Below are 12,722 nucleotides of genomic sequence, written 5' to 3' on the forward strand. Positions count from 1 at the left end.
CCGTCGAATTCCGGGTACTACGGCACGTGACGCACGGCACCCTTGTCGGCGGAGGTCGCCAGGGCGGCATAGGCGCGCAGCGCGGTGGTTACCGGACGCACGCGGTCGACCGGCTGCCAAGGCCGTTCGGACGCTTCCATTTTCGCGCGACGCTCGGCAAGCACGGCGTCGTCGACGAGCACCTCGAGGGTGCGGGTGGTGACGTCGATCCGGATCTGGTCGCCGTTCTCGATCAGACCGATGGCGCCGCCACTGGCCGCCTCCGGCGACATGTGGCCGATCGAGAGACCGGAGGTGCCGCCGGAGAAGCGTCCGTCGGTGATCAGCGCGCACTCCTTGCCGAGGCCCGCGCCCTTCAGGAATGCGGTGGGGTGCAACATTTCCTGCATACCGGGGCCGCCCGCGGGACCCTCGTAGCGGACCACGATGACATCGCCCGGCTTGATCTGCTTGCCGAGGATCGCCGAAACGGCCGCCTCCTGCGACTCGACCACCACGGCCGGGCCCTGGAAGGTGAACAGTTCCTCATCGATACCGGCGGTCTTGAGCACCGCACCGTCGGGTGCGATATTGCCGCGCAGCACGACCAGCCCGCCCTCCTTGGTGTAGGCGTGCTCGAGATCGCGGATGCAACCGCCCGCGGCGTCGGTGTCCAAAGACGACCAGCGGTTGCTCGTCGAGAACGGCTCGGTCGTGCGCACTCCGCCCGGTGCGGCGTGGAACAGTTCGACGGCTTCCTCGGATGCCTTGCCGGAGCGGATATCCCAGGTATCGAGCCATTCGTCGAAGCTCTTGGTGTGCACCGTGGTGACGTCGGTCTCCAGCAGTCCGGCCCGGCGCAGCTCGCCGAGGATGGCCGGAATGCCACCGGCGCGGTGCACATCCTCCATGTGGTAGTCCGAGTTGGGCGAAACCTTGGACAGCGTCGGCACTCGGCGGCTGGTCTCCTCGATGGTCGACAGATCGAAGTCGATCTCACCCTCTTGCGCGGCCGCCAGGGTGTGCAGCACCGTATTGGTGGAACCGCCCATGGCGACGTCGAGTGCCATCGCATTGCGGAATGCCTTGGCATTGGCCACATTCCGCGGCAGCACCGACGCATCGTCCTCGCGGTACCAACGATTCGCGATATCGACGATCACGGTGCCCGCCCTCTCGAAAAGCGCATGGCGGGCGGCATGGGTGGCCAGCGTGGATCCGTTGCCCGGCAATGCGAGTCCGAGCGCTTCGGTGAGGCAGTTCATCGAATTCGCGGTGAACATGCCCGAGCAGGAGCCGCAGGTCGGACAGGCGCTGCGCTCGACCTCGGACAGGCCGTCCTCGCTGACATCCATATTGGCGCTGGCCGCGATCGCGGTGATCAGATCGGTCGGCGCCTGTGCGACACCGCCGACGACCACGGCCTTACCTGCCTCCATCGGCCCGCCGGAAACGAAGACGGCCGGGATGTTCAGGCGCATTGCGGCATTGAGCATTCCGGGTGTGATCTTGTCGCAGTTGGAGATGCACACCAGCGCGTCGGCGGTGTGCGCGTTCGCCATGTATTCGACTGAATCGGCAATGATTTCGCGCGAGGGCAGCGAGTAGAGCATGCCGCCGTGGCCCATCGCGATGCCGTCGTCGACCGCGATGGTGTGGAACTCCCGCGGTACACCGCCCGCGGCGCGCACTGCGTCCGCGACGATCTCACCGACATTCTTCAGATGCACGTGGCCCGGTACGAACTGCGTGTAGGAGTTCGCGATGGCGACGATCGGCTTGCCGAAGTCGGTATCGGTCATACCGGTCGCGCGCCAGAGTGCGCGCGCGCCCGCGGCATTGCGGCCGATGGTGGTTGTGCGTGAACGAAGCGGTGGCATGTGGATCCTCGGGAGGTCGCGGGGGCTGATGTGCGACTGCGCGGAGTTCGCTCGGCGAGCAAATTCAACGACCGCTCACGTTACTCCCGCGCGTGGGCGGGCTTTTCGGGGCGGTCGACCGCGCTGGTCGCCATCGGTCTGTGGTGCGGGATGGTGTCGCCGCGAGGGTGGTCGTCGGCGCGGACGGTGTCATCGTGTCGGTTCCGGCACCGTCGGTGTCCACAGGTCTGGTGCGTGCGGGCGGGGTTGTCCGTCCGACGCGGTCACCAGATCGCGCATCCGTCGGCGAGCTTACCGGCGGCCGTCGCTATCCCCGCCTCCGGTAAACCGCTAGGACTGCGGGTCGCGCGTCTCGGTCTGGGCAGGTGTCTCCGTCTCGGTTTCGCGCCGGCGGGTGTCGACCGTCTCGGCCCCGGCCGCCCGCCCGTCGGTCGTGGTCGCTGATGCCGCGGTGTCGGTCTTCGGCTCGGCCTTGCTGCCGTCGGTGTCGGCCGGTTTTGTCTCGGCCTTGCCATCCTCGGCATCGGCCGACTCGGTCTCGGCCTCGCGAGCCGCGTACTCGGCCTCGCGCGCCGCCGCCTCCGCCGCGAACAGGTCCGGAATCCGACCGTTCGACGCGCGGATCAGATCACGCAACCGGTCATAGCTCACCGCGGGCAGCTTCACCTCGGTGTCATCGCCGAGATGTGCACGCACGAAGCCACGCTTGGGAATGCTGACCCCCGCGACCTGTGCCCAGTCCAGGTGTCGCGAACCGAAAACCGTGCGCAGATCCAGCCCGTCCTCGGAGACCGTGGTGCGGGTGCGTTCGATCCACACCGCCGCCGCGACCGGGAGCAGCAGCAGCCACCACAGCCCGATCGGCCAGCCGACGAAGGCGAAGAAGACACAGAACAGCAGTACGAGCACACCGAGGTGGGCCATCTGTGTAATGCGGATGACCTGCACCGTCTGCTTCGGCTCGGACGGTTGCGGCGAACTACCCGTCTCCGATCCCGCCGCGGGCGTGTGGGACGATTTAGCCGGTGGCACGGACTGATGCGGTGATGACACACCACCATCCTCGCATCATGGTGAACGGACTCGAGCACCCGCTCGGTCTCACATAATGAGACCTGTTTGACTGATCGACTCGCGCACACATACCGTCATGCGCGTGAATCGAAACGAGTTGCTCGTAATCGGCCGGCGCGTCCAGCGTTGAGCCTGACTACCTGAGTCGAATACGTCAGCTCGCGTTGCGACGCGCCACCCTCGAACAGCCATGCGCTGTCGGGGGCTTTTTTGTGTTCGGGACAAAAGTCCTGGCACGTGGCCGCATCGCAAGGCACCACGTGCAAGCACAGTTGTCCGGGGTCTAGTACGACAGTTAGGAACGAAGACGGTGAGTGCACCAACCGCACGGCCCGGGCCATCGGCCCGCAGGCCGGCGCCTTCGGCGAATCAGCAGGCCGCGCCCGCTGGCGGTCCGACGAACGCGGCGAACCGCCGCCAGGTCCCGCCCGAGCGGGTCACCGGCGCGCAGTCCGTCGTCCGCTCCCTCGAGGAGCTCGGCGTCGACACGGTATTCGGCATTCCCGGCGGCGCGATTCTCCCGGTCTACGACCCGCTTTTCGATTCCACCAAGGTCCGTCACGTCCTCGTCCGGCACGAGCAGGGCGCCGGGCACGCGGCCACCGGATATGCGCAGGCCACCGGCAAGGTCGGCGTCTGCATGGCCACCTCGGGTCCGGGCGCGACCAATCTGGTCACCCCGATCGCCGACGCGCAGATGGACTCGGTCCCGATCGTCGCCATCACCGGCCAGGTCGGGCGCGGCCTGATCGGCACCGACGCCTTCCAGGAAGCCGATATCTCCGGCATCACCATGCCGGTCACCAAGCACAACTTCCTCATCACCGAGGGCATCGACATCCCGCGCATCATCGCGGAGGCCTTCTATCTGGCCTCGTCCGGTCGTCCGGGCGCGGTGCTCGTCGATATCCCGAAGGATGTGCTGCAGGCGCAGACCACCTTCAGTTGGCCGCCGGAGATGCGACTGCCCGGCTACCGTCCGGTGACCAAACCGCACGGCAAGCAGGTGCGCGAGGCCGCGCGGATGATCCTGGAGTCCAAGCAGCCGGTGCTCTACGTCGGCGGCGGCGTGATCAAGGCCGACGCCTCGCCCCAGCTGCTGGAGCTGGCCGAACTGACCGGCATCCCGGTGGTCACCACCCTGATGGCGCGCGGTGCGTTCCCGGACAGCCACCAGCTCAACATGGGCATGCCGGGCATGCACGGCACCGTGGGCGCCGTCGCCGCACTGCAGAAGTCCGATCTGCTGATCACCCTCGGCGCGCGTTTCGACGACCGCGTCACCGGTCAGCTGGACTCCTTCGCGCCCGACGCGAAAATCATCCACGCCGATATCGACCCGGCCGAGATCGGCAAGAACCGGCACGCCGATGTCCCGATCGTCGGTGACTGCCGCGAGGTGATCGTCGAACTGATCGAAACGCTGAAGGCCGACCCCGCCGGCGCGCCGAAACTGAACCTCACCGACTGGTGGCAGTACCTCGACGGCATTCGCAAGAGCTACCCGCTCGGCTGGTCGACGCCGAGCGACGGCTCGCTGTCGCCGGAATTCGTCATCGATGCGCTCGGCCGCCTGGCCGGACCCGACGCCATCTACTGTGCGGGCGTCGGTCAGCACCAGATGTGGGCCGCGCAGTTCATCAAGTACGAAAAGCCGCGCACCTGGCTGAATTCCGGTGGTCTCGGCACCATGGGCTACGCCGTTCCGGCGGCCATGGGCGCCAAGATGGGCGCGCCGGACAAAGAGGTGTGGGCGGTCGACGGCGACGGCTGCTTCCAGATGACCAACCAGGAGTTGGCCACCTGCGCCGTCGAGGGCGTGCCGATCAAGGTCGCGCTGATCAACAACGGCAACCTCGGCATGGTCCGCCAGTGGCAGACCCTGTTCTACCAGGAGCGCTACTCCAATACCGATCTGGGCACGCATACCCTGCGCATTCCGGATTTCGTCAAACTCGCCGAAGCCCTCGGCTGCCATGGCATCCGGGTCGAGCGTGAGGAGGACGTGGAGGCCGCGATCCGCGAGGCACAGTCCATCAACGACCGTCCCGTGGTGATCGACTTCATCGTCGGCAAGGACGCCCAGGTGTGGCCGATGGTCGCCGCGGGCACCAGCAATGACGAGATCATGGCCGCGCGCGGCATCCGCCCACTGTTCGACGAGGACGAGCAGGCCGCCGAGCCCGCCGTCATCCACGAGGCGATGTCGCACGACAAGAGCAAGGGGACCGAACAGTGAGTACGACTCACACCCTCAGCGTGCTGGTCGAGGACAAGCCGGGCGTGCTGGCACGGGTCGCGGCGCTGTTCTCCCGCCGCGGCTTCAATATCGAATCGCTGGCGGTCGGTGGCACCGAGATCCCGGAGATCTCGCGCATGACCATTGTCGTCACGGTCGAGGATCTGCCGCTCGAGCAGGTCACCAAGCAGCTCAACAAGCTGGTCAACGTCATCAAGATCGTGGAGCAGGACGCCGACACCTCGGTCGCCCGCGAACTGATCCTGGTGAAGGTGCGTGCGGACGCCAGCGTGCGGACCCAGGTCATCGAGGCGGTTACGCTCTTCCGGGCGAAGGTGATCGACGTCTCGCCGGACGCGCTCACCGTCGAGGCGACCGGAACCCGATCCAAGCTCGACGCGCTGCTGCGGATGCTCGAGCCGTATGGCATCCGGGAGATCGTGCAGTCCGGTGTGGTCGCCGTCGGCCGCGGTCCGAAGTCGATCACAGCGACTCGCTGACGCTCGCCGCACTGTGTTTTTCGGGCCGGCCCGAAAAACGGACCGGCCGGCTGAACCGCTTGAAACTAAACAACTTTCGACAAGAAGAACAAGAAGGGAACCTACAGTGGCAGTCGAGATGTTCTACGACGACGACGCCGACCTGTCGATCATCCAGGGCCGCAAGGTCGCTGTCATCGGCTACGGCAGCCAGGGGCACGCGCACTCGCTGAGCCTGCGCGACTCCGGCGTCGAGGTCCGCGTCGGCCTCGCTGAGGGTTCGAAGTCGCGGCCGAAGGCCGAAGAGGCGGGCCTGACCGTCGGCACCCCGGCGGAGGTTTCCGCGTGGGCCGACGTGATCATGGTGCTCGCCCCCGACACCGCCCAGGCGTCGATCTTCACCAACGACATCGAGCCCAACCTGAAGGACGGCGACGCGCTGTTCTTCGGCCACGGCCTCAACATCCACTTCGGCCTGATCAAGCCCCCGGCCAACGTGACCATCGGCATGGTCGCGCCGAAGGGCCCCGGCCACCTGGTGCGTCGCCAGTTCGTCGACGGCAAGGGTGTTCCGGCGCTGATCGCGGTCGAGCAGGACCCGAAGGGTGAGGGCCAGGCGCTGGCGCTGTCCTACGCCAAGGGCATCGGTGGCACCCGCGCCGGTGTCATCAAGACCACCTTCAAGGAAGAGACCGAGACCGACCTGTTCGGTGAGCAGGCCGTGCTGTGCGGTGGTACCGAAGAGCTGGTCAAGACCGGTTTCGAGGTCATGGTCGAGGCGGGCTACGCGCCGGAGATGGCGTACTTCGAGGTGCTGCACGAGCTCAAGCTCATCGTCGACCTGATGTACGAGGGCGGCATCGCCCGGATGAACTACTCGGTCTCCGATACCGCCGAATTCGGTGGCTACCTGTCGGGCCCGCGGGTCATCGACGCCGACACCAAGAAGCGCATGCAGGACATCCTGCGCGACATTCAGGACGGCAGCTTCGTCAAGCGCCTCGTCGCCAACGTCGAGGGCGGCAACAAGGAGCTCGAGGCCCTGCGCAAGGCCAACGCCGAGCACCCGATCGAGGTCACCGGCGCCAAGCTGCGTGGCCTGATGAGCTGGGTCGACCGCCCGATCACCGAAACCGCGTAATACGCGCGAACGACACAGTGGCCCATCCCGATTACGTCGGGGTGGGCCACTGTCGTTTCAGCGGGTTGCCGCGACCGCGTTGCTGAGCAATATCAGCGGAGTAATCGAGGAGCCTCGAACTTACGCCTGAGGTGTTTTGTGGGGTTCGAGGTCGTCGCGGATCGGCGTTTCTGGTCGGGATTCCCAGAAAACCGATACTCCTGGAGATACCCTCACTATCCGATTCTAGATGCCATGGGGTACCCCCAAAATCGCAGGAAGGATCGCAAATCGTGCGCAGCCGAATATTTGGATTGGCCGCAGCTTTGACGGGAACCCTCATCGTGGTCGGAGGCGGGACGGTCACTGCGCCATATGCATGGACGCAACCGGCGGGGGAGCAACCGGTCGCCGAGGCCGGTGATTTCTACCTTCCGCCGCCATCGCTACCGGGCGGGCGGGGCACCATCGTTCGCGCCGAGCCGGCGCAGCTGGCCATGTCGGCGCCCGGGCAGCCCGGAATGATTCCGGCGGCGGCGACGCGCCTCATGTACGTCAGCAGCGATACCCACGATGCGCCTACGGCGGTGGTGGGCACGTATCTGCAGCCGAGCGTGCCGTGGACCGGCCCGGGTGAGCGGCCGCTGATCGCGTACGCGGGTGGCACCAAGGGGCAGGGCGATCAATGCGCGCCCTCGAAGTTGATGTCACAGATCGTCCAGGCGGAGTCTCCGTTGGACATAATCTTCGAATACGACCTGGTCGCAATCCGTTCGCTGCTCAACCACGGTGTTGCGGTAGTGGTGACCGACTATCACGGCCTCGGCACGCCCGACGTGCACGACTATCTCAACCGGAAGGCGCAAGGCTACGCTGTGCTGGACTCCGCGCGCGCCGCCCTGCAGTTGCCCGGCTCCGGTCTCAACCCGGGCACGCCGGTCATTCTCTACGGGTATTCGCAGGGCGGTATGGCCTCAGCCGGTGCGGCCGAACTGCAACCGAGTTACGCCCCCGATCTGAATGTGCGCGGCGCCTATGTCGGTGGGCCGGTGGTGGACGACGAATACTTCGTCGGATACAACGACGGACGCCCCGATTTCGGTCCGGCAATCGCCTGGATACTCAACGGTATTGCCGCCGACTACCCGGAAACTCGTCCGGTGCTCGACGCCGAACTAAATGACCTCGGCAAGGCGATCCTGCAGGAATCCCTGGGCAAATGCGCGGTCCCGACCGGTCTTGCCCACGAGCATCTGAACACGTCCGAGTGGACCACCAGCGGACAACCACTTACCGCCGTTATCGATCGGTCCCCGGCGTTGCGGTCGGCATTCGCCGAGCAGCGCATCGGCACGCGCGCCCCGGGCGTTCCGGTGCTTGCCGCCTCGGCCATGAACGACCAGGGAGCGCCATTTGTGCCGGTGCGCGAAATGGCCGCCGGTTGGTGTGGTAGCGGAGTGCCCGTTCAGTTGGAAGCGAACGCCGAAATTCCGCCAGCCTCTGGACTGGTCGGCACCCACGTGATCGCCTTCTTCCCGTCACTGGTGGCCTCGCAGCAGTGGTTGACCGATCGGCTCGCGGGCATGCCCGCCCCGTCCAACTGCGCGGCGCTGCCGTAGCAGTGTGATTTTCGGTGCGTGGTGCCCGGCGGCGGCGAGTTCCAGGGCCGAAACCCGCCGCCGGGCACGCTGTTCGAGTACCGCGTTCGATCTCCGCCCGCGGCACCCGCGGGCGCGGCGACTATGCGCCACTCGGCTGACGCAAGCCACCAGGTCAGAAAGTTGATTTCGACAGATTGCTGGCAGTCGGCGCAGGCACAGCTATTCTTGAGCGACAGTTTTACCGCAACGGATTTCGGCGGCCCCACCCCCTGTCAGTGTTGTTCTGTTGGAGGCTCGAGGCACCTATGTCGATCTTCGAGAATACGGAAAGACGCGACCCCAAGCGGTATCTGTGGATACTGGGGTTGATCGCTCCGACTTGTTCGGTACTTCCTTCCCAGCTGGTGGTCCATACGGGCCTCGAAATATTCTGGTGGATCGGCCCGATCATTGTGCTCGTGGTGATCCCCCTGCTGGACTGGGCGATAGGGAATGACGGGAGCAATCCGCGCGACGAGGATTACGAGTCCTTGTCCAACGATCGCTACTACCGGTGGTGCACCTACCTTTTTCTGCCGCTACAGTTCATCGGCCTGCTCATCGCGGGATATCTTTGGGCCAGACCGGCGCTGAGCGTCTCCGACAAGCTGGGTTTGGCCGTGACGCTCGGGTTCGTGTCCGGCATCGGAATCAATGCCGCCCACGAACTCGGCCATCGAGTCGAGCGCCTCGAACGCTGGCTGGCGAAAATCGCGCTGGCGCAATCGGGATATGGGCACTTCTTCGTCGAGCACACCCGTGGCCATCACGTGCGCGTCGCGACGCCGGAAGATCCGGCCAGTGCCCGATTCGGCGAATCGCTGTGGGAGTTCCTGCCGCGCAGTATGTTCGGCGGCTTCCGCTCGGCCATCGGTTTGGAGCGTGAACGCCTATCCCGTAAGGGAAAGCGCTGGTTCAGCCTGGAGAATCATCTGCTGCAGGCATGGTCGATGAGTGTCACGCTGTTCGGCACACTGATCCTGCTCTTCGGGCCTGCGGTGATCCCATTTCTGGCACTGCAGGCGCTGATCGGCGCGGGATTGCTCGAGACGGTGAACTACGTCGAGCACTACGGCCTGCTTCGCCAGCGTGGTCGCAATGGCAACTATGTGCGCTGCTCCCCGCGTGACAGCTGGAACAGTGACCGGCTGGTCACGAACCTATTCCTGTTCCATCTACAACGCCACAGCGACCACCACGCGAATCCGGGCCGCCGCTACCAGACCCTGCGCAGCTCTGAACAGGCGCCACAGCTACCCGCGGGCTACGCGAGCATGATCCTATTGGCCATCGTCCCGCCGATCTGGCGCGCGGTCATGGATCGTCGCGTGCTGGCCCACTACGGCGGCGATATCAGCCTCGTCAACGCCAAACCCCGAACCAGACGGCATCTCCTTTCGCTGCGCCGGATACGTCCACTGACCGCCGCATCGGCCCGGCTGACTACTCGCCCGTAGCGGCGCGGTTGCCTATCCTCTGGCGAGGACAGCGGAGTCGAACCATTGTCAGCCGAACAGATCGTGAGTCGTGAGCATCTCATCCAGCACCTTTGTCCCCGTATCCGCTCCGAGTCCGGCTTCGGCCGTTCGCCGGGCCGAGGCTATCCACCGCTTTCTCGTCAAACCGGCCGATGCGGGCATCGCCGGTTCGGTCGACGGCGGCAAGCTACTCGAATGGATCGACAAGGTCGCCTATGCGGCGGCGGCGCAATGGAGCGGTTGCTACTGCGTTACCGCCTACGTCGGCAATATTCATCTCGACCGTCCGATCGCGGTTGGTGAGTTGGTCGAGCTGCATGCGAATCTCGTGCACACCGGACGCACCAGCATGCATATTCTCGTCAGCGTCTATTCGACCGATCCCACGCGACGCAAACCGGTGCAGACGGCGCAGTGCCTGACGATCTTTGTCGCGATCGACGACGATCGGCGGACTGTCGAAGTGCCGCAATGGAATCCGACCTCGATTCTGGAACTCGAGCGGCATCGGCAAGCGCGGGCGCGGGTTTCGGTTCGCAAACGCATCGAGGAGGCGATGGCCGCGCAGCAGTACACCGCGGAAGGGACCGCGCCGAGATCGATATTGCGATTCCTGGCCGCGCCTTCGGATATCAATTGGGGCGGCAAGGTGCACGGCGGTCGCACCATGCAGTGGATCGACGAGGCGGCGTATATATGTGGTGCCGATTGGGTTGGGCAGCACGTGATTACATCGTACTTCGGCGGGATCCGGTTCTACCGGCCGATTGTCATCGGACACATTGTCGAAGTGAGCGCGCGGCTGATTCACACCGGGCCGCGGAGTATGCATGTCAGCGTGCATGTGACGTCGACGGATACGCACTCCGATGAACCGGCGCTCGCCGCGCACGGTCTCGCGGTGGTTGTCGCGGTCGATGAGAACGGTAAGGCGCGGCCGGTGCGCCAATGGGTTCCGGTTTCGGCGGAGGATGAGGCGCTCGATGCGCATGCGCGTCATCTGATCGAATTGCGTGCGGAGGTGGAGCGGTTCACGCAGGCCAGTGATGTGCCAGCGGATGCCGAACCCAACCATTTCCGGGTGCCGATGCCGTGAGCTGAATGCCGGTTGCCGCCAACCGTTCTCGATCCGTCCGCAGCCCCCGCGCGCCAGCCGTTCCATCGCTGTCGCATATCCGATGGGCACTTCGCACAGGTAGAGCCCTGCGCGATATGCGCTGGGTATGCGCAAGCCGCCCGCCGGAGCACGGCCCGGCATTTGGGGGGCCGGGCCGTTCGGTCTTGGTCAGCTGCTGCCGAAGGTGCCGCGGGGGAAGAGGTGGCGGGGGAAACGCCACGGGTCATTCCAGCGGCCGGGGAGATCGCAGTCGTCCCAGCGGCCGGGGGAGTGGTTCCAGTCGTCGAAGAAGCCGGGGCGGTCGCAATCCCAGTCGTTGTTGTGCGGGTGCCGCACCTCGGTGACGCCGGGTTCGCTGGTGGCCGGGTCGGCCGAGGCGGGGATGGCCAGCGCGGTCAATGGGACTGCGGCGAGGGCACCGGCGATGGCCACTCGGGTCGAGCGGCGGGGAGTCGTTCTCGAGAACACCGTGGATCCTTTCTATCTTCGCGTCCGCGTAGACGCCGTCGTTGCTCGCCGGATGCAGGGGATACCCGGCGACGCAACGGATTTGCAGCTCTACCCTCGGCCGCGACCGGTCCGATGGCAATGGTGCGAACACGATTTCAGGGAGATTCATCCTTTGGTATGACGAGTCCCCCAGACGGTGCGTCTCGGCCTCAGGGATGAAGCGGAAATCCGCTGGTTCTAGACTGTTACCGATGAGTAAGTTCTTTGGCTCGGTCGACGAGGTGACGCGGCGGCTCACCGACGCCGGATACCTGCCATCCACCGACATCGCCACCGCGGTGTTCCTCGCCGGTCACCTGGGCAAGCCCCTGCTGATCGAGGGTCCGGCGGGCGTCGGCAAGACCGAGCTGGCCAAGGCGATCGCCACCGCGACTACCTCCGACCTCGTGCGCCTGCAGTGCTACGAGGGCATCGATGAGGCCCGCGCGCTTTACGAGTGGAATCACGCCAAGCAACTGCTGCGCATTACCGCAACGGACAACGAGGGCTGGGACAGCACCCGCGACCACGTCTTCACCGAAGAATTCCTGCTGCAGCGCCCGCTACTGGCCGCGATCCGGAATCCGCATCCGACCGTGCTGCTCATCGACGAACTCGACAAGGCCGATATCGAACTCGAAGGGATGCTACTCGAGGTCCTGGGCGACTACCAGGTCAGCATCCCCGAACTCGGCACGGTAACCGCCGTCCGCAAGCCCTTCGTCATCGTCACCTCGAACGCCAACCGCGACCTCTCCGAAGCGTTGAAGCGCCGCTGCCTCTACCTCCATATCGATTATCCGACAGCGGAATTGGAGCGCGCGATCGTCCGCATGAAGGTCCCCGAGCTAGACGAAACGCTGGGTGAGCCGGTAGTACGAACCGTCGCCGCCCTCCGCGAACTCACCCTCCGCAAACCTCCGTCGATCGCCGAAACCGTCGACTGGGCAAGAACTCTGGTAGCCCTTGGCGCCCGCAACCTCACCGGCACAGTCATCCGATCCACCCTCGGTGTGTTGCTCAAATACCAAGCCGACCACCGCATCGCCGTCGACCGCCTCGAGCTTTCCGCGGTCGATCCCAGCGAGCGCAGACCGTCATGATCGCGGCAGCCCCACGACGCGTCGAGCAGGCATGCGTCCACCCGCGACGTTTCGCGGGATCCGCGCTCTCAGGAGGCACCGGCAGCGGGTGCCGATCGGGGCAACAGGTGCGGGTGTCGAGGGA

Annotated in this window: 10 protein-coding genes; 7 read left to right on the forward strand and 3 right to left on the reverse strand. The window is 65.5% G+C overall.

The window, feature by feature from the left end:
* Positions 1 to 17: 17 nt before the first annotated feature.
* Both ilvD and ACQP1T_RS10720 read right to left on the reverse strand, forming a co-directional pair.
* Positions 18 to 1,859, reverse strand: a complete 1,842-nt coding sequence (gene ilvD, locus ACQP1T_RS10715; protein ID WP_433759788.1) for a dihydroxy-acid dehydratase — start codon at positions 1,857 to 1,859, stop codon at positions 18 to 20.
* A gap of 330 nt (positions 1,860 to 2,189) precedes the next feature.
* Positions 2,190 to 2,912: a PH domain-containing protein gene (locus ACQP1T_RS10720; protein ID WP_433759789.1), complete on the reverse strand. Its 723-nt coding sequence runs from the start codon at positions 2,910 to 2,912 to the stop codon at positions 2,190 to 2,192.
* 331 nt (positions 2,913 to 3,243) lie between these two features.
* Here ACQP1T_RS10720 and ACQP1T_RS10725 point away from each other — a divergent pair, with 331 nt between their 5' ends.
* From ACQP1T_RS10725 to ACQP1T_RS10750, 6 genes are all read left to right on the forward strand, one after another.
* On the forward strand, positions 3,244 to 5,172 hold the full coding sequence (locus ACQP1T_RS10725; RefSeq protein ID WP_433759791.1) for an acetolactate synthase large subunit: 1,929 nt from the start codon (positions 3,244 to 3,246) through the stop codon (positions 5,170 to 5,172).
* Complete coding sequence (gene ilvN, locus ACQP1T_RS10730) at positions 5,169 to 5,672, forward strand: acetolactate synthase small subunit (RefSeq protein ID WP_040693551.1); 504 nt, start codon at positions 5,169 to 5,171, stop codon at positions 5,670 to 5,672. The genes ACQP1T_RS10725 and ilvN overlap by 4 nt, the downstream gene beginning before the upstream one ends.
* A gap of 118 nt (positions 5,673 to 5,790) precedes the next feature.
* Positions 5,791 to 6,792: a ketol-acid reductoisomerase gene (gene ilvC, locus ACQP1T_RS10735; RefSeq protein ID WP_174555227.1), complete on the forward strand. Its 1,002-nt coding sequence runs from the start codon at positions 5,791 to 5,793 to the stop codon at positions 6,790 to 6,792.
* Between the two features lie 305 nt (positions 6,793 to 7,097).
* Positions 7,098 to 8,390, forward strand: a complete 1,293-nt coding sequence (locus tag ACQP1T_RS10740; RefSeq protein WP_433759792.1) for a lipase family protein — start codon at positions 7,098 to 7,100, stop codon at positions 8,388 to 8,390.
* A gap of 287 nt (positions 8,391 to 8,677) precedes the next feature.
* Positions 8,678 to 9,868, forward strand: coding sequence for an alkane 1-monooxygenase (locus ACQP1T_RS10745; protein ID WP_433759793.1), 1,191 nt, complete (start codon positions 8,678 to 8,680; stop codon positions 9,866 to 9,868).
* A 145-nt stretch (positions 9,869 to 10,013) separates the two neighbouring features.
* On the forward strand, positions 10,014 to 10,985 hold the full coding sequence (locus tag ACQP1T_RS10750) for an acyl-CoA thioesterase (RefSeq protein ID WP_433762134.1): 972 nt from the start codon (positions 10,014 to 10,016) through the stop codon (positions 10,983 to 10,985).
* A 189-nt stretch (positions 10,986 to 11,174) separates the two neighbouring features.
* Here ACQP1T_RS10750 and ACQP1T_RS10755 read toward each other — a convergent pair whose 3' ends face one another.
* The gene (locus tag ACQP1T_RS10755) at positions 11,175 to 11,474 is read right to left on the reverse strand and encodes a hypothetical protein (RefSeq protein WP_433759794.1); all 300 of its coding nucleotides are present in this window, start codon (positions 11,472 to 11,474) and stop codon (positions 11,175 to 11,177) included.
* A 233-nt stretch (positions 11,475 to 11,707) separates the two neighbouring features.
* On the opposite strand from ACQP1T_RS10755, the gene ACQP1T_RS10760 reads away from it, so the two are divergent.
* The gene (locus tag ACQP1T_RS10760; protein ID WP_433759795.1) at positions 11,708 to 12,598 is read left to right on the forward strand and encodes an AAA family ATPase; all 891 of its coding nucleotides are present in this window, start codon (positions 11,708 to 11,710) and stop codon (positions 12,596 to 12,598) included.
* Positions 12,599 to 12,722 lie beyond the last annotated feature (124 nt).

Origin of the sequence: Nocardia sp. CA-135398 (assembly GCF_050955845.1) — a bacterium.
Taxonomy (GTDB): Bacteria; Actinomycetota; Actinomycetes; order Mycobacteriales; family Mycobacteriaceae; genus Nocardia.